We start from the raw sequence: 18,355 nt of genomic DNA, 5'->3' as shown, positions 1-18,355 counted from the left end.
CCAATGTAGGCAGCGTGTCACCCCTTGCCAAGTCGATGCGCAGGGTCGTGCACCTCCCTGCGGCAAGGCCGCACCTGGACCCGAGTCTCTCAGGCGCGTGACCGGGCTGGCGTACGGCGCGGCGGGGCGGGAGCCAGGGCGAGATCGCCGGCCGGATTCACCTCCACCAGCGCCGCCCGCAAGGTCCGGCGCAAGGGCGTGCCGGTGCGCAGAGCGGGCAGGAGGGATTCGAAGACGAGCCGTTCCAGCCGTTCGAGCCGTTCCGCGCCTGCGGGGTTCACCCACTCCAGGCCGAGACTCACGACGCGCAGGACGACCGCGTCCGGCAGGGTCCGCAGTCGTGCGCCGTCGAGGAGGAGCGATCGTCCGGAGGACGCCTTGACGGCTGCCGCGAAGGCGACCTCGGACGCGCGCGCCAGGGCCGCCCCGTCGCGGGCGCAGCGTTCGGCGAGGCGGCACAGCCGCTCGGCGGTCAAGCCCTCCGCTCCCAGGATCGTCATCGCGTCGCGCAGGCGGACGCGGGCGAAGCGCGCGTCCCGGTTCGAGGGATCGCGGGCGAAGCCGAGCGCGCGCGCTTCGCAATAAGCGACGAGGTTGGCCTTCGGGATCGTCAGAAAGGGCCGCGCGAGGCGGACGCCGCCGGAGAGCCGGCGTTCGGGCCGCATGCCGGCGAGGCCGGCCGGACCGCTCCCCGCCAGGAGCCGCAGCAGCACGGTCTCGGCCTGGTCGTCGCGGGTGTGGCCGGTGAGTACGCGCTCCGCTCCGATCGCAGTCGCATGGTCGGCGAGAAGCGCGTAGCGCGCCGCGCGGGCCGCCGCCTGGATGCCACGCGTCGGCTTCACACCGGTCCAGGCGAGCGTCCGGTGCGGGATACCGTAGCGGGCGCTGAGCGCGGCCACCGCCCGGGCTTCCTCGGACGATTCGGGTCGCAATCCGTGATCGACGGTCGCGACATGCAGGCCCGAGGGTGGGCCGATCGCGGCGGCGGCGGCCAGCAGAGCCGTCGAATCCGGGCCGCCGGATACCGCGAGCAGCACCGGCGCGCCGATGCCGAGATGGGGCCGAAGGGCCGCTTCGACGGCCGCCCCGACGGGCTCGAGCGGGCTCAGGCGCTGCAGCGCGCGCGCTTCTGTTCGCGCGAGACGCCCTGGCGGACGCTGGCGCTGGCGGAGGGGAACTTGCGTTCCAGTTCGGCCAGGGTGGCGCAGGCCTGCTCGCGGGCGCCGAGCGCGTTCAGCGAGGCGCCGAGCTTCAGCATGGCGTCCGGAGCCTGGGCGGAGCGAGCATAGTCGGTCGAGACCTTCAGGAACTGCTCCGCCGCCTCACGGTTGCGGTTGCGCTGCAGGTAGCTCTCGCCGAGCCAGTAGGTCGCCGCCGGCACGAGGGTATCGCGCGGGTGCGACTGGATGAACTGGCGCAAGCCCATCTCGGCCTGCTCGTACTGGCGCTGGAGGATATAGGCGTAGGCCGCCTCGTAATCGGCCCGGGAGTCGCCCGAGCCCGTGGAGGCCACGCTCGGCGGCCGGGACGGGTTCGGCAGGGCGCCCGTCGTCGGCACGCGGCCGGGGGGCGAGAGGTCGACGGGTCCGCCGAGGCCGGGCGGCGTCAGGCCCGGTTCCGCGTCGTCGGCATCGACCACGGTCGGCGGCACGCTGCGCGCGCGCGGCGCCTCGGCGACGGGCGAGGTGGGCGTCGTGGTCCCGAGTTGCAGCGGCGCGCCCGGTCGACCGGGATTCTGGTCCGGGTCGAAGGCGTCGCTGCGCTTCTGCGTCTTGGGCTGGCCCGGGTTGGTGCCGGAGGGATTGCCGCCGGAGGGGGCGCCCTGGCGTCCGCCCTTCGCCTCCTGCAGGCGGAACTCCACATCCTCTTGGAACTTGCGCAGCTGCTCGCGCAACTGGCGGTTCTCGTGCTGCAGCGTCTCGATCTGGCCGGCGGTCTGGCGCGACTGGTTCTCGAGCCGGTTCAGCCGGACCACGAAGTCCGACGCATCCTGCGCCAGCGCCGGGGTGATGGGGCTGGAGGCGAGGCAGAGAGCGCAGGTCGCGAGGAGAAGGCGGCGGAGCATGGCGTTCGGCACCGAGGGTCGGAGGGCGGATGGGCGCTGGATAACAGCGGCGCCCGTCCACGGCAAAAGGCCGGGCCCGTGACGGGGCCGATGGTCCTACGAACCGGCGCCGCGGTCCAGGACCGTGACGGCGCGGCGGTTCTGCGACCAGCAGGAAATATCGTTGCACACCGCCACCGGCCGTTCCTTACCATAGGAGACGGTGCGGATCCGGCCGCCCGCGATGCCGCGCGAGGCGAGGTAATCCTTCACCGACTGGGCCCGGCGCTCACCGAGGGAGAAGTTGTACTCGCGCGTGCCGCGCTCGTCGGCATGGCCCTCGATCAGGAAGGTGTAGCGGGGATAGCGCTGCAGCCAGTTCGCCTGCTTGTCGAGGGTGGCGGTGGCGGTCGAGGTCAGGTCGGTGGAATCCGACTCGAAGAACACCCGGTCGCCGATATTCACGACGAAGTCCTGCGCGCTGCCGGGCGTGTTGGCGCCACCGTTCAGGCCGCCGCCACCGCCGAATCCGGAGGCGTCGGCCAGGTCCTTGTCGTTCGTACAGGCGGCCAGGCTGAGGGCGGCGCAGAGGGCGGCCGCCAGCGGAAACACGCGCGCGCGCGCAATCATGGACATGATCCTGTATCTCCTCGGGCGAACCCGCCGGCTGTGCGAGACAAGGCCGGCGATATCGCTTCGCATGACCCCAGGGGGCCTGTTCGCTGACGGGTCTTGATGACGGGTCTTGGTGTCTCTCGCAAAACGCCCGCCGGACCGTCCTGTTTCGGACGCCCGAGGGCGAGCGTTGCGCGACGTACTCTTAGCGGCACTCGGTTAAGCGAAGGTTCCGTCAACCTTGACGGAGCGTTGTCGGTGTTCGAGCCGACGTCTCCCATGAGACCCGGGTCTCGCGTGAGACTCAGGTGTCGTGCGGGCTGCGGGCCTCGTGAGCATCACTCTTCGACCCGGATTGCGGCGCCGCCGCGTCGAATCCCGCCCGTCCATCGTTTACGGCTAAGCTGTTGCTGCAATGCAACGAGCCCGGTATCGGCGGATCAGACGGGGTCCGTCCTCGCATCCTCCAGCGCTCCGATCGCCGCGATGGCCTCTCCCGCTGCCCGCCGCGCGGCTTCCAGGGGCGCGGCGAGGTCGCCCCCACGCAGATAGGCCTGCTCCACCTCCGAACAGCGCTGCGACAGATTGACGAAGCCCAGGGAGCCGCTCACCGACAGAAGGGTGTGAGCGTCATGGCCGAGGACGTCGCGTTCATTGGTCGAGACATGCAACCGCAGCGCGATCTCGACCCGGAGGCGACCCAGCAGGTCCATCAGACGCGTGCGCCCGAAGATATCTTCGAGCTCGTTGAGGGTGGATTCGTCGTAGACCTGCTGACCAGCTTGCGAGGTCCGTCTGTCAAGGACCGTCTGGGTCTGAGGAGTATCGGGAGATACTTCCGAACATCCCTCCGGCTGCAATGTCTGAACGAGCGGTTGGTCCGGCATGGAATTGCCCAGCGGTGTTCGATACGCGTTCGTTGCGTAGCCACATGCGGAAACACTACGCCCGTTGATCGGTGCTTAACGAATATCGGAATAATTCGGTGCTGCAAAGAGTTGGTGCCATCGATGCGACAGCGTCACGTTCTCATCGTGGAAGACAATTACCTGCTCCTCGACATGCTCATGGGCCTGTGCGAGCGGCGCGCGATGCCTGTGCTTTCGGCGTCCAGCGGCGAGGCGGCGGTATCGGCGATCCGCGCGGCGGGGTCGGACCCGCGCGGCGCCGATCTCGCCCTGCTGATCACGGACATCAACCTGCCGGGATTGATCGACGGCTGGACCGTCGCGGAGGCGTACCGCACGCTCAATCCGGGCCTTCCCGTCATCTATACCTCGACGGGAGAACGCAACGACCGGCGCGCCGTAGCGGGGAGCGTCTTCCTCAGCAAGCCCTTCCGCATCCACGACGTGATCGATCTCGCCGGAACGATGATGCGGCTGTTGCCGGCGGCCCCGATCTCCGGGCTTCCGCAAGCGCCGCAGATCTTCCCGCGGCCCCATGGTCCCCAGATGCTTCAGCCCATGGGCTGACGCCGGCCGGGATCGTCACTGAAGGTGGCGGGCGTAGGTGTCGCCGGCCGCCCGCTTGAGTTCGGCGCCGGCCTCCTGTCCGATCCGCGCCGCGTCGGCCACGGGGCCGGCGCGCTGAACGGCCCAATGGGCACTGCCGTCGGGCAGGAAGAGCAGGCCGTCCAGCGTGAGTGTGTCGTCCGCGATCCGGGCGAGCGCCGCGATCGGGGTGCGGCACGACCCGTCGAGTTCCGCCAGCAGCCCGCGTTCGGCGGCGAGTTCGGCGGTGGCGCGCGCCGAGGCCAGGGGCGCCAGCAGGGCCCGCACCGCGTCATCCGACGCCCGGCACTCGATGCCGAGCGCCCCCTGCGCCACCGCCGGCAGCATCTCCTCGACGGAGAGCACGCTCCGGGCCATGTCCGACATGCCGAGGCGCTCCAATCCGCAGAGGGCCAGCAGCGTCGCGTCGCAGGTGCCCTCCTCCAGCTTGCGCATCCGGGTGTTGGCATTGCCGCGCAGGGGCACGATCCGAAGGTCCGGCCGCCGCATCAGGACCTGCGCCGCCCGCCGCAGGGATGAGGTCCCCACCCGCGACCCGGGCGCGAGGTCGGCGAAGCCGGCCGCCCCACGCGAGAGGAACGCGTCGCGCGGGTCGTCCCGCTCCAGGATGCAGGCGATGACGAGGCCGTCCGGAAGCCAGGTTTCGACGTCCTTCATCGAATGGACCGCGACATCGACCACGTCGGCGAAGAGTGCCTGCTCCAGCTCCTTGGTGAACAGGCCCTTGCCACCGATCTCCGACAGGGGCCGGTCGAGGATGCGGTCCGCCACCGTATTCACCACGACGATCTCGGTCTCGAGCCCCGGATTGGCCGCGACGATCTGGTCCCGGACCATACCGGTCTGGGCCAGCGCCATCGGGCTGCCGCGCGTTCCGATTCGGAGAGGGCGTTGGATCATGGGCGGGTTCGCTCGAAGCGCGGGACCGAAGACGTTGGCACTTGGTACGCAGTCCACGGCGCGCTGTCACCGGTTCCGTCAAATCGACGGTCGGACCGAAGAGATTCCGAAGCCATGATGCGACGTCGTCGTGCCGGCCCGGCCGGCGTTAGCGTGTCCTTGATCGCGCATCGCTGAAGCTCTGCCGTAAGGTTCGCGACGGATCGCGGCTCCCCGGACGTCCCATGAAGCGCAGCAAGCTCGAAATCTATGCCCATGAGCGGTTCGGTCCCCCGGATGAGCTCGACGCGGTCACCCCGGAGGATTCAGGGGCCGCCCCGCGTCCTCGGCACGAACCGGTGCGGCGGCGACGCGCGCGCCGGGGCGGAATCGGGGTCTGGGGTGCGATCAAGCTGGTGCTGATGCTGGGGCCGATGGCGATCCTGCTCGGCGCGACGATGCTGACCGAGTGCGGGGGGTCCGCGCAGGGTTCGTGGATGCCCGAATTCCTGCGGAGCACCGCCTGCGCCCGACGCGATCTCACCGGCCGGGTCTTTTCCCTCGAAGGCCAGCTCCGCACCGTTGCCGCCGGCCTCCGCTGAGGCCTCCGCGCCCTGCCCTCCCCGAAACCCGAACGAGACCCGGCCCGATCCGCAGGCCGCATCCAGAGTGTGAGGTCGACATGACGCTTCTGCCGGGGGCCGCCGCCGCCGAGACCGCTCCGGTATCCCCGCCTGCCCGGGCCCGAGGAGACGTGCCGCTTCACGAGCGGGCACGCATCGCCCGGCGTCCCGCCGGTACGACAGGCGGCCGCTGGTTCAGGTCGACCCCGGACCGGTCCGAAGGAACGGACGGAGACGATCGCGTTGGAGGCTTCCGGCTCGGATGGAAAGCGTCCGCGCTTCTCACCCTGATCATGCTGACCGGGCCGATCGGGCTCGTCGTCGCCCTGCCCCCGCTGCTGCATTGTCGCGAACGCGCCGAACGGTTCGGCTTCTATACCGGAGACACCCTCATGAAGTGCACCCAGCGCGGCATCGATGCGCGTCTGCAGCGCCTCGATGCCCGCCTCAAGATGCTGGTGCGCGGCTCCGGACGCTGAAGACCTTCAGGGCGGCGTTCGGCGCCGCTCGGGCGCCCGTGCGGGCGCTTCCTGAACCGCCCCCGCTCAGAAGGCCTGCAGGGTCAGCTCCGTGTGCTCGACGCTGGGTGCCGACTCGAAATAGGGGGAGACCATGGCGCGATAATCCTGCCACGCCTGCGAGCCGGTGAAATCCTCGGTGTGGTTTTCCAGGGTGTCCCACTCGATCAGCAGGCGATAGCGCTGGGGCTTCTCGACCGAGCGGCGCAGGGCGAAGCTGCGACAGCCCTTCGCCGCCTTGAAGATCGCGGAGGCTTTGGCGATGCCCGCCTCGAAATCGGCCTCCGCGCCGGGCTTGATGTCGATCTGCGCGATTTCGAGGATCATGGCTCTGTCTCGGGCTGTGGGGTGGCGAGCGTGGGAAAGGGTCAGCGCAAGGGGCGGCCGAGCGCCTTGGCGAGCAGGCGCTGCGGGCTGCGCTCGGGGTGGGCCTGGTCGGCCACCGCGAGGTAGGCGGTCTGCTCGAGCATGTACTGGCCGCCCATGGCCCCGTGCATCACCAGGTCCGAGAAGGTGACCCAGGTCTGGCCGGGGGCGAAGTGCACGTCGGCTTGCGGAGCGGTGTCCTGGTAGGTCTGGTCCTGCTTCAGGGCGTCGTGCAGGTGCAGCATCAGGTGGTCGTATTCCGAGCGCCGCGCCTTGGTGATCTTCAGGGTGGCGAGCAGACGCGCCGAGAGCGGCGAGTAGCCGGGCAGGCGCGGCAGGAACTTCTCCGCCATCGCAGAGAAATCCTCGCCCACGCGCCAGCGCCGCGGCTGCCCGTTCGGGTTGATGTTGCGGAAGATCCGCAGGATGCGCTTTTCGCCGATCGGGTTCGACGGAAAGGCATCCACGTGCAGCCGGGTGTCGTCGCGGCGCCAGCTGAGCTTGCGCTGGTCGACATCGAAGGGCCGGTAGGAGGTTCCGGCGAACGAGACCTTGCCGGCATAGACCGGCAGGTGCTCGGCCACGAGCCCTTCCGCGAAGGCCCGGTAGCGGATCAGCAGCTGGCGCAGGGCCTCCTGCTCCTCGGGGGTTCCGGCCGCGCCCTTCAGGGTGGCGGAGGCGCCCCGGATATTGACGTTCTTGGCCTTGCCGTCGGCATAGGGACGCTCGACGAACCGCTGCTCGAAGGGGCTCAGGGGAAAGTCGAGGTCGGGGAACATCAGGACCGCGCCGTCCTCCAGGGCCTCCACCAGGGGGCTCGCACCGGGCGCCGGCCCGTTGCGCGGAACGGATACGATCGGGCTGATCATCGGGCGGAACTCCTCGACATCCACGGCGGGACCGGCGGTTTACCCGAATGGCGGGCCGCTGACCACGTGGCGCGCGCGGTAAGCCTTGGCGATCTTTCGCGAAAGGCCAGTGCCGGGACCGGAGCCGAGTCGAGCGCGAATACCGGTGGATGACGGGTCTTGCCAGTTGTCAGGCCGTGCCGGCAGGCTCAACCCTGGTTCTTCCGGGCGCAACCCTGGAGTCTCGATCGCGTTGATGGAACAGCCGTGGTTCCGGTGTCTCGGAACCCTGCGGCGATGAGGATGCCGACGATGGCGACGTTGAAGGAATTCGAGGAGTCCTTGCGCGAGCACGGGATGCACATGGCCCTCGCCCTCCTCGAGCGCCTGCGCGACCGCGACCGGGCCACGCGGACGATCAAGCCGGCCCGCCGCCTCACCGGCCAGAAGATGACGCCGGATCTCGCCCGCGCGATCCTGGAACTGCATGCCTCCACCGGGATGACCCAGCAGGAGATCGCCTTCAAGGTCGGCGTCAATCAGGGCCGGGTCAACGAGGTGATCAAGCGCGGCAAGTGGCTCGACGACGACCCGCATGCCCCGGAGGCGGTCGCTCGGGACAAGGCGAAGGCGCGCATGCGAGCCGATCCCCAGCCCAAGCGCCCGGTCACGCAGCGGAGTTCCGGTAAGGCGTCGGCGAAGCGTGGGAAGGCGGCGGTGTCCGCGCGCCGTCCGAGCCCGCAGGGGCAACTGGTCTTCGGCGACGTCTGAGTCGCCACGTCCGACCGTCTCCGCAAAGCGCTTTTCCCGGAAGCAAAGCGGGATCAAGGCCGGCCGAAGGGGCGTTGCCGCATCAGACGAACGCTGCGGCTGGAACCCCTTCGATGCGCGCCCTCCCCCTTGCCGTGCTGCTCACCGCGTGGGCCTTCTCGGCGCAGGCGCAACGCCCCTCCACGACCGCGATGTCGTGCGGTCAGGCCAAGGCGCTGGTGGGCCGTCAGGGCGGCATCGTCCTCGGTACGGGCGGGCAGACCTACGATCGCTTCGTGCGGGATCGCAGTTTCTGCGAGGTCACCGAGATCGCGGTCCCGGCCTTCGCGCCGGCCGGCGACACGCCGCGCTGCTTCGTGGGCTACCGCTGCATCGAGCCGGGCCGCGGCGATCCGTTCGACGATTTCTAGACGCAACCACAACGCTCCCACAACGCTCCGCCCGGCCTCACGCGATGGCGCGGCAGATGCCACGAACGTACAGGCCATGAACAAAGACGCCCCGGCCTGTCGGCCGGGGCGCTCCACACGATGCGGTCAGGCGCGTGATTAAGCGGCCTGCTGGACCGAACCCTCGATCACAGGGGCGTTCTGCGCCCGAGCCGTGGCGATCTGGATCTGGCGGGGCTTCTTCGCCTCCGGAATCTCACGCACGAGGTCGATGTGCAGGAGACCGTTTTCCAGGGCCGCACCCGTCACCTGGACGTAGTCGGCGAGCTGGAAACGGCGCTCGAAGGCGCGGGCCGCGATGCCCTGATGCAGGAATTCCGCGGGCTTGCCGGCATCGGCCTTGCGCTCGCCCTTCAGCGTCAGCGCATTCTCCTTGACCTCGATCGCGAGATCGGAGTCCGTGAAGCCGGCCACCGCCACCGTGATCCGGTAGGCGTTCTCGCCGGTGCGCTCGATGTTGTAGGGCGGGTAGGTCGGGGCTGCATCGGCGCTGACATACTGGTCGAGGGCCGAGAACAGGCGGTCGAAACCGACGGTGGAGCGATAGAGGGGAGCAAGATCGAACTGACGCATCACACATTCTCCGTAAGAAGCAACATGCTGATATTCGGTCCGCCCGAGGGCCGGACCTGTCGCACCGCCGTATTGGCCGGTGCTCCCGTGATATCGGGGGGCACTTTCAGCCTCGCAAGAGCCTCCTCACCCCCCAGGATCGAATTTTTTGTCTGCTTCCGTCACCTGAGACCCTGACCATGAGCTCTTCGCGATGCTGACCCTGCGTTCCACGCCCGACAATCCCGTTCCCCTCGGCGGGGCCCTCAAGGCCGTGCGCACCGAGGACGGCATCGAACTGCGCGCCGCCCATTGGCGCCCGACCACCCGGATGGTGAAGGGAACGGTCTGCCTGCTTCAGGGGCGGGCCGAATTTATCGAGAAGTACTACGAGACCATCGCCGACCTGCGGGGGCGCGGCTTCGCGGTGGTGGCCTTCGACTGGCGGGGCCAGGGCGAGTCGCAGCGGCAGGTGGACGATCCGCACCGGGGCCACGTGGCGCATTTCGACGATTACCGCCGCGACCTGAAGGCGATCGAGGACACCATCCTCAACCCTCTCATGCCGCATCCGCACCTGGGCCTGGCGCATTCCATGGGGGGCGCGGTGGCGCTCACGGGCGCCCTGGACGGCTGGCTTCCGTTCCGGCGCCTCGTGACCGTGGCGCCGATGCTGTCGATCCGCATGGTGCGCTGGCCGGCCGGGGCGGCCCTGCTCGCCCGGGTGCTCCAGGCGCTGGGGCGGGGGCGGCACTACGTCCCGTTCGGTTCCGCCGTCTCGATCGCCACGAAGCCCTATCCGAACAACCGCCTCTGCCGCGACCCGAAGCGCTATGCCCGCAACGCGGCGGCCGCGCGCGATGTCGGGGCCGGCGCCGTGGGCGATCCCAGCATCGCCTGGCTCGCCGGGGCGTTCCGGGCGATGCGGCGCCTCGCCGACCCGAGCGTGCCGGGGCGGATCGGCGTACCGACCCTGATCGTGGCCGCCGGCGCCGACCCGGTCTGCGGCACGCGGACCGCCGAGCGCTTCGCGCGTGGGCTCCGGGCCGGGCACATCCTCGTGCTTCCGGATGCACGCCACGAGATCCTGTCGGAGCGCGACGGCATCCGCGAGGATTTCTGGGCGGCCTTCGATGCCTTCATGCCGGGGTCCGAGGCGGCCGAGCGCGCCGGAGAGGGGGATCGAGGCCTGAGCCTTACGGGTTGAGGTGGCGCAGGGCCGCCTCGTGCAGGCGGCGGTCGCCGGATGCCACGATCCGTCCGCCCCCCGTCGCCGGGCCGCCGTCCCAGGTCGTCACGACGCCGCCGGCCCCCTCGACGATCGGGATCAGCGCGACGATGTCGTAGGGCTTGAGGCCGGCCTCGACCACGAGATCGATCTGCCCCGCCGCCAGCATGCAGTAGGCGTAGCAATCCGTGCCGTAGCGGGAGAGCCGGACGGCGCCCTCCAATCCGAGGAAGCGCTCGCGCTCCGCGCCGTCCGCGAACAGGCGCGGGTCGGTGGTGGCGAGGATGGCCTGGTCGAGGGCCGTGCCGCGCCGCGTGTAGAGGGGCCGCGTGCCGCGCGGCGAGCGCAGGGTCGCGCTCGCGCCGTCGCCCGAGAAGCGCTCGGCGAGGTAGGGCTGGTGCATCAGGCCGCGCACGGCCGCGCCGTGATGCGTCAGGCCGATCAGCGTGCCCCAGGTCGGCAGGCCGGCGATGAAGGCCCGGGTCCCGTCGATGGGGTCGAGCACCCAGACGCATTCCGCGTCGAGATTCTCCGATCCGAACTCCTCGCCGAGGATGCCGTGGGTCGGCAGGGCGCGCCGGATCATGCCGCGCATCGCCACCTCCGCCGCCCGGTCGGCCTCGGTCACGGGGTCGAAGGCGGCATGACCGCGCGCCTTGTCGTCCATGCCGAAGGCCGCCCGGAAGAAGGGCAGGATCGCCTGCCCCGAGGCGTTGGCGAGATCGTCCATGAACCGCGCGAGATCGACGACGCTCATCGGCCCTTTCCTCCTGCGAAACGCCGGGGGAGCGAAGCGGACGGAAGCGTCGCCGGTCAAGCCCCAAAAGCGGCGGGCCGCATCGGACTGGATGCGTGCAACGGACGGAATTCGGATGGGCAGATTTCAGACCGGCATGGGCTGAACGCGGGCGAGTCCCTCATTCGCCTCCGGGGCCGTGCGCGCCGGGGCCCGCTCGCCATGGGCGGTGGCGACCACCGCATCGACGGCGGCGCGCAGCGACGAGACGTGGATGTCGGCATCGACCGCGCGGCGCTGGGCGGCCTCGTCGAGGGCCTCGTCGGCCTGCCACAGGCCGAGGATGAAGCAGGCGTCGGGCAGCTTGCGCCGCAGGCGCTCGCCGAGGCGGCGCAGATGCGTCGGCTCGCCGCTGATCGCCATCGAGACCACGCAGACCAGCTTGGCGGGGCCGGCATCGAATTCGCCGATCCGCGCCCGCGCCACGTCCGAGAACGGCGCCACCCGCGTGCCGATCCCGCGCTTGGTCAGGAGCTGGGCCAGGATCGCGCAGGCGGCCTCGTCGACGAAGCTGCGCCCGGCCACGCACAGGACGGTGCCGGCGGGACGCCAGACCTCGGGGACCGGCGTCGGACGCGGGGCGTCCGGGTCGGCCTTCGCCTCGGTGTCGCCGCGCAGGTCGTCCCGGTCCGCCAGTTCCTCGATGAGCCCGCCGACGCTGGTGCGGATATCGTTCTTCTGCTCGCTGGTGAGCACCCCGCGCGCCGCGTCGCGGGCGGCGAGTTCGAGGCCCCGGATCACCACCTCGTCGTAGTAGGCGGTCAGCGAACTCGTCTTCAGGATGAGGTCGGCATGCTCCTGCACCTCCTCGGGGTCGTCGGCGAGGATCCGCTGATAGAAGTTCTCCACCGGGGTCAGCGCCGGCCGGTCCCCGAACAGCACGTCGAGGAACTCGAGCTTGTCCACGTGCCGCCCCAGGACGACGAGGCACACGGTCAGCGGCGTGGAGAGAAGCAGGCCGACAGGCCCCCAGAGCCAGGTCCAGAACAGGGCCGAGACCAGGACCGCGAAGGGCGACATGCCGGTCGACTGCCCGTAGAGCATCGGCTCGATGAAGTGCCCCACCAGCGGCTCGAGGATCAGGAACAGGATGAGGGTGCCGATCACCATCGACCAGCCGGGATCGACGGCGGCGGCGAGCGCCAGCGGGAACAGGGCCGAAACGAAGGCGCCCACGTAGGGCACGAAGCGCATCAGCGCCGAGAAGATGCCCCAGAGCACCGGGTTCGGCACGCCCAGCACGTAGAGGCCGATGCCGACCACGAGGCCGAAGGAGGCGTTCAGCCCGAGCTGAACCAGGAAGTAGCGGCTGAGGCGCTTGGCGGCGTCGTCCATCGCCACGGTGGTGCGATGCAGGTCGCTGGAGCCGGCGAGGCGGATCATGCGGTCGCGCAGGTCCTCGCGCTGCATCAGCAGGAACAGCAGCACCACGAAGACGATGCCGATGGTGGCCAGCGGATGCAGGATCGGCGAGAGCAGCGTGCCCGCCAGCGTCACCGGCCCCGGCGCACGCTCCTTGACCTCGACGAGGATCGCCTTCTCGGGCGGCGCGGCACCGGCCTGCGGCGCAGGCTTGGGCGGGGTTTCGGGTTTGGGCTCCTCGCGGCTCTCGTGCATCGTCCGGCCGATGCTGGCCACGTAGCCGGCGAGGCGACCGGCCGGCGTGTCGCTCAAGCCCTCGATCTTGCGCTCGATGGTGCTGCGGTAGCGCGGCACGTCCTTGGCGATGTCCGCGAGCTGCACCCCGATCAGGGTCGCGAGGGCGGCGGCGGTTCCGAGGGCGATGACCACGGAGGTCGCCACCGAGAGGAAGCGGCCGAAATGCCAGCGCCGCAGCAGGTTCACCAGGGGGCCGAGCACGAAGGAGAGCAGGATCGCGATGGCGATCGGGATCAGGACGTCCCGCCCGACATAGAGGCCCACCATGATGAGGGCGGCCACGATCAGGGGGGAGGTCAGGGCCTGGGGCGGCGTACCGGCCGCCGCGATGCGCGTGGGTCGCGGGGGGACCAGGGACGGCTTCGAGATTGATTTCAGGGCCATTCCGGTTCCGTTTCACGACGCGACACGCGGCAATCCGCCTCGCGGCCACCACCGCCTGAAGAACGGCGACCCTGCGGAAAACGATCCCTCCCGGCGGCGGATCCCGTCACGCCGCCGTGAGCTCGCCGCTGCGCCACGCGTTTCGCGCATGGCTTCCAGCGCTTAACGCGCGCCATGGACCAGTTTCCGGTTGTCCTGAGGGTGCCTTCCCAACCGAAGCGCGTGGCATCCGCGTGGTTACAATTCACGAATCCTCGGCCGCAGCGAAGTATCGCCCCGTCGCAGCCGACGGGGCCGGCGCGATCGTCTTCGAGCGTCCGAAGCTCGACCGTCCGCCTACGCTTCGAAATCCGTAAAGTATTGCCTGTCATCGGGCGAGACAAAATCCGCCGATTGCGCTTTGCCCAACGACGGCGGGATCTTTGATCTGAGTTTTTGCGGAATCCGAAAAATGTAAGCCGCGCGGAGCAGGAATCTATCCTGTGGAAGGGGCGTATTTAATTCAGTCTTAGAACAAGCCGTACGATTCTCGATTTTCTACTGAAGGCGGTTGGAGGCTCTTTTGCAGGACATGGCGGTGAGGGCGGGCTCCGAACCCCCAGCCCCCCAACCTACGGCTCCCGAAGCCACGAACCTCCACGGCATCGCCGCGGAGATCGCCGAGCTTCGCCACATCTCTTCCGAGAAGAGCCGCCGCATTCAGGCGATCACCGGGCAAGTGAAGATCCTGGCGCTGAACGCCCTGATCGAGGCCGCCCGGGCCGGCGAGATGGGACGCGGGTTCTCCGTGGTGGCGCAGGAGGTGCGCAACATCGGCGCGGAGGTCGAAGGGGTCGCCAAGGCCCTAGAGGTCGAATTGTCGAACCGGATCGCGGGGCTGCAGACCCGTGTCCGCAACTTCGCGGAAGAATCGCAGACCGAGCGGTTGATCGATCTCGCGCTCAATGCCGTCGAACTCATCGACCGCAACCTCTACGAGCGGACCTGCGACGTGCGCTGGTGGGCGACGGATGCGGCCGTCGTGGATTGCGCGGCGGTCCCGAGCCCGGCGGCGGCGGCCCATGCCAGCGGGCGCCTGGGCATCATCCTCGATGCCTACACCGTGTATCTCGACCTCTGGCTCTGCGATCTCCAGGGCAACGTGCTCGCCCATGGGCGGCCGGACCGGTATCCCGCGCTGGTGGGTCGCAACGTGGCCGGCGAGGACTGGTTCCGCCGCGCCGCCGCCCTCGCCAGCGGGGAGGAATACGTGGCCGGCGACGTAGCCTGCCAGTCGAGCCTGAACGGCGCGCAGGTGGCCACCTATTGCGCCAGCATCCGGGCGGGTGGAGATCCCCACGGGGCGGCGACCGGCGTCCTCGCGATCCATTTCGACTGGCAGGCCCAGGCCCGTGCCATCGTCGACGGCGTGCGCGTGTCCGATGCGGATCGCGCCCGCACGCGGGTCCTCCTCGTGGATGCCAAGCAGCGCGTGATCGCGGCCTCGGATGGGCGCGGGGTGCTGGAGGAGACCCTCGCCTTCACCCCGAAGGGGCGCCCGAGCGGGGCCGATCTCGACCCCCGTACCGGGGCCGTGACCGCCTTCCACCGCACGCCCGGCTACGAGACCTATGCGGGGCTCGGCTGGTACGGGGTCATCGTCCAGGGCGATCCGCGCTGAGACCCGGCCCCCACCTCGCTCAGACGAGGACCGGCATCGCGGCCTGGTTCTCGATGTCGAAGACGCGGGTGTAGCGTGCGATCTCGGCCTCGGGGCCGATCGCCTTCGACGGGTTGTCCGAGATCTTCACGGTGGGCCGCCCGTTCGCGGCGATCACCTTGCAGACGATGGAGATCGGATCGAGGCGTCCGTCCGGCACGAGGCCCCGGAAGTCGTTGGTGAGCAGCGTGCCCCAGCCGTAGCCGATCCGCATGCGGCCATGGAAATGGGCGTGGATCGCCTCGATGGTGTCGATGTCGAGACCGTCGGAGAAGATCGCGAGTTTCTCGCGGGGGTCCGATCCGCGGGCGCGCCACCAGGCGATCGCCTCCTCGCCCCCGGCGATCGGCTCCTTCGAATCGATGCGGATGCCGGTCCAGGCGCTCATCCATTCGGGGGCGTTCCGCAGGAAGCCCGTGGTGCCGTAGGTATCGGGCAGCATCACGAGGAGATTGCCGGCGTAATCCTGCTGCCAGTCGGCGAGCACCGCGTACGGCGCCTGGGCAAGCGCGGCATCGTCGTCGGCGAGGGCGGCGTAGACCATCGGCAGTTCGTGGGCGTTGGTGCCCACCGCCTCGACCTCGCGGCGCAGGGCGATGAGGCAGTTCGAGGTTCCGAGGAAGCGGTCGCCGAGCGCCTCGTGCATCGCCTCGACGCACCAGTCCTGCCAGAGGAAGCCGTGACGGCGGCGCGTCCCGAAATCCGCGATGGAGAGCCCCGGCAGGCGCTGGAGTCGCTCGATCTTCTCCCAGACCCGCGTCATCGCCCGGGCATAGAGCACCTGCAGGTCGAGCTTCCCGAGGTGGCGCACGACGCCCCGCGTGCGCAGCTCGTTGAGGATCGCCAGCGCCGGCACCTCCCACATCGTGGTCTCGAGCCAGGGGCCGTGGAAGGTGAGCACGTATTGGCCGTCGCGCGCCTCGAGTTCGTACTCGGGGAGCCGGAATCCTTCGAGCCAGTCCATGAAATCGGCGGAGAACATCTGGCGCTGGCCGTAGAAGGTATTGCCGCGCAGCCAGGTGGATTCGCCACGGCTCAAGGACACCGAGCGTGCATGGTCGAGCTGCTCGCGGAGTTCGCCCGCATCGACGAACTCGGCGAGGCGTACCTGGCGGGAGCGGTTCTGGATGCCGAAGGTGACCTGGGCCTCGCGATGGCGGCGAAAGATCGTCTGCGCCATCAGGAGCTTGTAGAAATCCGTGTCGAGCAGCGACCGGACGATCGGGTCGATCTTGAAGCTGTGGTTGTACACCCGCGTGGCGAGATCGAGCATGGTTCGGATCGGGGCCCCTGACACGGGGCTTCGGCGCCCACGCGGCGCCAGAGGCGCATGGCACCCGGTCACAAGTCAATCGCGGGTACGGCAACGCCGCCGCGCGGCGGGTTCCCGCACGGGCTGTGCCCCGAAAACGCATCGGGGCGGCGCGCCCCTCGGCATGCCGCCCCGTCCGTCCGGGCCTGAGGCTCAGGCGAGATCGACCTTCTTGGTCTCGGTCTTCGGGGACTCGCCGGTCAGGGCCGCCTTCACGTACCCGTAGAGGTGCAGCATGGTGGCGTTCGGGCTGTCCCAGTACTCGCCCTTCTCGGGGTGAACGCGGATGAGAGCGACCTCCGGGTCGTCCTTGCCGTTCGGGAACCAGGTCTTCAGGCTCTCGGTCCACTTGTCGTCGATGACCGCCTGATCGGTCACGATCTCGGCCTTGCCGGCGACCGACACGTAGGTCTGGCTCGACGGATCGGAGTAGGCGAGGTTGATCTGGTTGTCCTTGCTGATCTCGGCGGTCTTGGGCGAGTGCAGCTTGGTGAAGAACCACAGGTCGCCGTTCTCGTCCGCCTCCTGGCACCACATCGGACGGCTGTAGAGCTTCCCGTCCGGGTCGGCCGTGGTCATCATCGCGACCTTGACGTCCTTGATGAGGGCGAACAGCTTCTTGGCGCCCTCGTGGTCGCGGTGGTTGCCCTGGTGCATGGGATCGCAGTCTCCAACTGATCGAAAGGTTGTCCGGCGCGGATGCGCGGCGCTGGTTCGTCTGCTCAACGAGCCAGGGCGGCATTGGTTTCGGGCCTTGCCGCCGGGCCCTTGCTCGGCATGGGCTTGACCGATCGGGCGTGCATGCGGCGCAGGGCGGCCAGCCGGCCGGGGCGGCGCTCCTCCAAGAGACCCACTTCGCCCACGAACCGGATCACGTGGCGGTTCCGGCCCTGCCGCTTGGCCTCGTAGAGGGCGCCATCGGCCTGGACGAGAAGCTCCCTCGGCCCGACGGTGGCCCCCGCTCCCCTCAGGGCCACGCCGATGCTCACGGAGATCACCGCGAGATCGTCGCCCCGGGCGCCGTGCGGGATGGCGAGGCGGGCGATCCGGGCACGCAGACGCGCGACGACCCGCTCCACCGCGCGGGCCTCGCAGCCCCGCATCAGGATCGAGAATTCCTCGCCCCCGTAGCGGGCCACGAGATCGCGTCCGCCCCGGGTCTCGTCGGCCAGGGCCTCGGCGAGGCGGCGCAGGCAGTCGTCCCCCGCCGGATGGCCGTACGTGTCGTTGAAGCGCTTGAAGTGGTCGACGTCGATCATCAGCAGCGCGGTGCCGCGCGGCTCGCCGGCCGAGGCATCGAGGGCGGAGTCCAGGGCGCGGCGGTTGGCGAGCCCCGTCAGGGCATCGGTCTCCGACAGCACGGTCAGCACCCGCCGGTCATGCTCGAGGTCGGCCGAGCGCAGGATCTCGCGCAGCGAGACGAGGTAGGCGCGCCGGTGCACCGCCTCGATCCGGTGATTGCCGTAGAGGACGAAGAAGCTGCCGGTCAGGGTCTGGAAGGCCAGGCACAGGGTGAGTTCGGGCGCGAGGTCCGACCGCAGCCAGAGGCCGGCGAAGGACGCCGCCGCGCCGATGCCCGTGACCACCAGCGCGTGGGGAAAGCGCAGGACCAGCATCATGGTGGCGAAGACCAGCATCAGCGGGTACTCGACCATGCAGATGGCGCTCATCGGCCCCGGTTCGAGACAGAAGAGCAGGATGGGGACCCCGATCACGAGCAGCATCGTGGCGGTGACCATGCGCTCGCGCGTCGGACCCGGCATCCGGGTCACGGCCCAGGCCAGGAGGAGCCCCAGCGGCGTCACCAGGAGCAGCCGCAGGCCGAGCGCCAGAGGCAGCATGCCGGGCATCAGCAGCGCCGTCGTCAGGTTGTAGCCGTTATGGAAGACGAGGCCGATCAGGATCGTGCGGCGCAGGTGGCGGGCCCGCTCGCGCCCCGTATCGATCTCGTAGCGCGCCGAGACGGGGCGGGAGAAGCGCAGTAGGCGTGGGCTCATCGTGAGGTCGCGGTCGGCGACCTCCCCGCGCGGGCATGCCGTCACCGCGCCGTGCGGACTCGGGAACGGGCGACGTGACCAGTGGAACAAGGCTGAGGTTA

The 18,355-nt window shown here is 69.6% G+C and carries 20 protein-coding genes; 7 read left to right on the top strand and 13 right to left on the bottom strand.

Features of this window, described 5'->3' with window-relative positions:
- Positions 1–89: 89 nt before the first annotated feature.
- The 4 genes from tilS to OF380_RS19150 form a co-directional block, all read right to left on the bottom strand.
- The gene (gene tilS, locus OF380_RS19165) at positions 90–1,118 is read right to left on the bottom strand and encodes a tRNA lysidine(34) synthetase TilS (protein WP_404810621.1); all 1,029 of its coding nucleotides are present in this window, start codon (positions 1,116–1,118) and stop codon (positions 90–92) included.
- Positions 1,106–2,065 (bottom strand): tol-pal system protein YbgF, encoded by a 960-nt coding sequence (gene ybgF, locus OF380_RS19160; protein WP_264046759.1) that lies wholly within the window; start codon positions 2,063–2,065, stop codon positions 1,106–1,108. The genes tilS and ybgF overlap by 13 nt, the downstream gene beginning before the upstream one ends.
- 96 nt (positions 2,066–2,161) lie before the next feature.
- Complete coding sequence (pal, locus tag OF380_RS19155) at positions 2,162–2,680, bottom strand: peptidoglycan-associated lipoprotein Pal (protein ID WP_264046757.1); 519 nt, start codon at positions 2,678–2,680, stop codon at positions 2,162–2,164.
- Between the two features lie 419 nt (positions 2,681–3,099).
- Positions 3,100–3,546 (bottom strand): Hpt domain-containing protein, encoded by a 447-nt coding sequence (locus tag OF380_RS19150; RefSeq protein ID WP_264046755.1) that lies wholly within the window; start codon positions 3,544–3,546, stop codon positions 3,100–3,102.
- Between the two features lie 174 nt (positions 3,547–3,720).
- Here OF380_RS19150 and OF380_RS19145 point away from each other — a divergent pair, with 174 nt between their 5' ends.
- Positions 3,721–4,134, top strand: a complete 414-nt coding sequence (locus OF380_RS19145) for a response regulator (protein ID WP_264046753.1) — start codon at positions 3,721–3,723, stop codon at positions 4,132–4,134.
- A gap of 15 nt (positions 4,135–4,149) precedes the next feature.
- On the opposite strand, the gene hemC is transcribed toward OF380_RS19145, so the two are convergent.
- On the bottom strand, positions 4,150–5,073 hold the full coding sequence (gene hemC / locus OF380_RS19140) for a hydroxymethylbilane synthase (RefSeq protein WP_264046751.1): 924 nt from the start codon (positions 5,071–5,073) through the stop codon (positions 4,150–4,152).
- A gap of 224 nt (positions 5,074–5,297) precedes the next feature.
- Between hemC and OF380_RS19135 the strand changes: the two genes are divergently transcribed.
- Together OF380_RS19135 and OF380_RS19130 are read left to right on the top strand one after the other, a co-directional pair.
- Entirely contained in the window at positions 5,298–5,654 is a 357-nt protein-coding gene (locus tag OF380_RS19135) for a hypothetical protein (RefSeq protein WP_264046749.1), read from the top strand.
- 80 nt (positions 5,655–5,734) lie between these two features.
- Complete coding sequence (locus tag OF380_RS19130) at positions 5,735–6,154, top strand: hypothetical protein (protein ID WP_264046747.1); 420 nt, start codon at positions 5,735–5,737, stop codon at positions 6,152–6,154.
- 66 nt (positions 6,155–6,220) lie between these two features.
- Here the strand turns inward: OF380_RS19130 and OF380_RS19125 are convergent, their stop codons facing one another.
- Together OF380_RS19125 and OF380_RS19120 are read right to left on the bottom strand one after the other, a co-directional pair.
- The gene (locus OF380_RS19125) at positions 6,221–6,520 is read right to left on the bottom strand and encodes an antibiotic biosynthesis monooxygenase family protein (protein WP_264046745.1); all 300 of its coding nucleotides are present in this window, start codon (positions 6,518–6,520) and stop codon (positions 6,221–6,223) included.
- Between the two features lie 41 nt (positions 6,521–6,561).
- Complete coding sequence (locus OF380_RS19120; protein WP_264046743.1) at positions 6,562–7,428, bottom strand: Kdo hydroxylase family protein; 867 nt, start codon at positions 7,426–7,428, stop codon at positions 6,562–6,564.
- A 291-nt stretch (positions 7,429–7,719) separates the two neighbouring features.
- On the opposite strand from OF380_RS19120, the gene OF380_RS19115 reads away from it, so the two are divergent.
- Together OF380_RS19115 and OF380_RS19110 are read left to right on the top strand one after the other, a co-directional pair.
- Positions 7,720–8,178: an RNA polymerase subunit sigma-70 gene (locus OF380_RS19115; protein WP_264046741.1), complete on the top strand. Its 459-nt coding sequence runs from the start codon at positions 7,720–7,722 to the stop codon at positions 8,176–8,178.
- A 113-nt stretch (positions 8,179–8,291) separates the two neighbouring features.
- The gene (locus OF380_RS19110) at positions 8,292–8,588 is read left to right on the top strand and encodes a hypothetical protein (protein WP_264046739.1); all 297 of its coding nucleotides are present in this window, start codon (positions 8,292–8,294) and stop codon (positions 8,586–8,588) included.
- Between the two features lie 138 nt (positions 8,589–8,726).
- On the opposite strand, the gene OF380_RS19105 is transcribed toward OF380_RS19110, so the two are convergent.
- A complete protein-coding gene (locus tag OF380_RS19105; RefSeq protein ID WP_264046737.1) occupies positions 8,727–9,200 on the bottom strand; it encodes an Hsp20 family protein in 474 nt (157 codons plus the stop codon).
- Positions 9,201–9,393: 193 nt separating this feature from the next.
- Between OF380_RS19105 and OF380_RS19100 the strand changes: the two genes are divergently transcribed.
- Positions 9,394–10,386 (top strand): alpha/beta fold hydrolase, encoded by a 993-nt coding sequence (locus OF380_RS19100; protein WP_264046735.1) that lies wholly within the window; start codon positions 9,394–9,396, stop codon positions 10,384–10,386.
- Here the strand turns inward: OF380_RS19100 and hisN are convergent.
- Complete coding sequence (gene hisN, locus OF380_RS19095; protein ID WP_264046733.1) at positions 10,376–11,164, bottom strand: histidinol-phosphatase; 789 nt, start codon at positions 11,162–11,164, stop codon at positions 10,376–10,378. The two genes, OF380_RS19100 and hisN, sit on opposite strands and share 11 nt — an antisense overlap.
- Positions 11,165–11,290: 126 nt before the next feature.
- The gene (locus tag OF380_RS19090) at positions 11,291–13,246 is read right to left on the bottom strand and encodes an AI-2E family transporter (protein WP_264046731.1); all 1,956 of its coding nucleotides are present in this window, start codon (positions 13,244–13,246) and stop codon (positions 11,291–11,293) included.
- A gap of 571 nt (positions 13,247–13,817) precedes the next feature.
- Between OF380_RS19090 and OF380_RS19085 the strand changes: the two genes are divergently transcribed.
- Positions 13,818–14,906, top strand: a complete 1,089-nt coding sequence (locus OF380_RS19085) for a methyl-accepting chemotaxis protein (protein ID WP_264046729.1) — start codon at positions 13,818–13,820, stop codon at positions 14,904–14,906.
- Between the two features lie 19 nt (positions 14,907–14,925).
- On the opposite strand, the gene pncB is transcribed toward OF380_RS19085, so the two are convergent.
- From pncB to OF380_RS19070, 3 genes are all read right to left on the bottom strand, one after another.
- The gene (pncB, locus tag OF380_RS19080; protein WP_264046727.1) at positions 14,926–16,218 is read right to left on the bottom strand and encodes a nicotinate phosphoribosyltransferase; all 1,293 of its coding nucleotides are present in this window, start codon (positions 16,216–16,218) and stop codon (positions 14,926–14,928) included.
- A 192-nt stretch (positions 16,219–16,410) separates the two neighbouring features.
- Entirely contained in the window at positions 16,411–16,914 is a 504-nt protein-coding gene (locus tag OF380_RS19075) for a pyridoxamine 5'-phosphate oxidase family protein (protein ID WP_264046724.1), read from the bottom strand.
- 65 nt (positions 16,915–16,979) lie between these two features.
- Positions 16,980–18,254, bottom strand: a complete 1,275-nt coding sequence (locus tag OF380_RS19070) for a GGDEF domain-containing protein (protein WP_264046722.1) — start codon at positions 18,252–18,254, stop codon at positions 16,980–16,982.
- Between the last annotated feature and the right edge of the window lie 101 nt (positions 18,255–18,355).

The sequence above is a fragment of the Methylobacterium sp. FF17 genome (genome assembly GCF_025813715.1).
Classification (GTDB): domain Bacteria; phylum Pseudomonadota; class Alphaproteobacteria; order Rhizobiales; family Beijerinckiaceae; genus Methylobacterium; species Methylobacterium flocculans.
Note: the sequence above shows the minus strand (reverse complement) of the source record. Positions and strands in the feature narration are given on the sequence as shown.

What these genes read in the sequence shown, in the direction of transcription:
- ybgF (WP_264046759.1), bottom strand. Translation starts at nt 2,065, where the DNA reads ATGCTCCGCCGCCTTCTCCTCGCGACCTGCGCTCTCTGCCTCGCCTCC.
- pal (WP_264046757.1), bottom strand. Translation starts at nt 2,680, where the DNA reads ATGTCCATGATTGCGCGCGCGCGCGTGTTTCCGCTGGCGGCCGCCCTC.
- OF380_RS19150 (WP_264046755.1), bottom strand. Translation starts at nt 3,546, where the DNA reads ATGCCGGACCAACCGCTCGTTCAGACATTGCAGCCGGAGGGATGTTCG.
- OF380_RS19145 (WP_264046753.1), top strand. Translation starts at nt 3,721, where the DNA reads ATGCTCATGGGCCTGTGCGAGCGGCGCGCGATGCCTGTGCTTTCGGCG.
- hemC (WP_264046751.1), bottom strand. Translation starts at nt 5,073, where the DNA reads ATGATCCAACGCCCTCTCCGAATCGGAACGCGCGGCAGCCCGATGGCG.
- OF380_RS19135 (WP_264046749.1), top strand. Translation starts at nt 5,298, where the DNA reads ATGAAGCGCAGCAAGCTCGAAATCTATGCCCATGAGCGGTTCGGTCCC.
- OF380_RS19130 (WP_264046747.1), top strand. Translation starts at nt 5,735, where the DNA reads ATGACGCTTCTGCCGGGGGCCGCCGCCGCCGAGACCGCTCCGGTATCC.
- OF380_RS19125 (WP_264046745.1), bottom strand. Translation starts at nt 6,520, where the DNA reads ATGATCCTCGAAATCGCGCAGATCGACATCAAGCCCGGCGCGGAGGCC.
- OF380_RS19120 (WP_264046743.1), bottom strand. Translation starts at nt 7,428, where the DNA reads ATGATCAGCCCGATCGTATCCGTTCCGCGCAACGGGCCGGCGCCCGGT.
- OF380_RS19115 (WP_264046741.1), top strand. Translation starts at nt 7,720, where the DNA reads ATGGCGACGTTGAAGGAATTCGAGGAGTCCTTGCGCGAGCACGGGATG.
- OF380_RS19110 (WP_264046739.1), top strand. Translation starts at nt 8,292, where the DNA reads ATGCGCGCCCTCCCCCTTGCCGTGCTGCTCACCGCGTGGGCCTTCTCG.
- OF380_RS19105 (WP_264046737.1), bottom strand. Translation starts at nt 9,200, where the DNA reads ATGCGTCAGTTCGATCTTGCTCCCCTCTATCGCTCCACCGTCGGTTTC.
- OF380_RS19100 (WP_264046735.1), top strand. Translation starts at nt 9,394, where the DNA reads ATGCTGACCCTGCGTTCCACGCCCGACAATCCCGTTCCCCTCGGCGGG.
- hisN (WP_264046733.1), bottom strand. Translation starts at nt 11,164, where the DNA reads ATGAGCGTCGTCGATCTCGCGCGGTTCATGGACGATCTCGCCAACGCC.
- OF380_RS19090 (WP_264046731.1), bottom strand. Translation starts at nt 13,246, where the DNA reads ATGGCCCTGAAATCAATCTCGAAGCCGTCCCTGGTCCCCCCGCGACCC.
- OF380_RS19085 (WP_264046729.1), top strand. Translation starts at nt 13,818, where the DNA reads ATGGCGGTGAGGGCGGGCTCCGAACCCCCAGCCCCCCAACCTACGGCT.
- pncB (WP_264046727.1), bottom strand. Translation starts at nt 16,218, where the DNA reads ATGCTCGATCTCGCCACGCGGGTGTACAACCACAGCTTCAAGATCGAC.
- OF380_RS19075 (WP_264046724.1), bottom strand. Translation starts at nt 16,914, where the DNA reads ATGCACCAGGGCAACCACCGCGACCACGAGGGCGCCAAGAAGCTGTTC.
- OF380_RS19070 (WP_264046722.1), bottom strand. Translation starts at nt 18,254, where the DNA reads ATGAGCCCACGCCTACTGCGCTTCTCCCGCCCCGTCTCGGCGCGCTAC.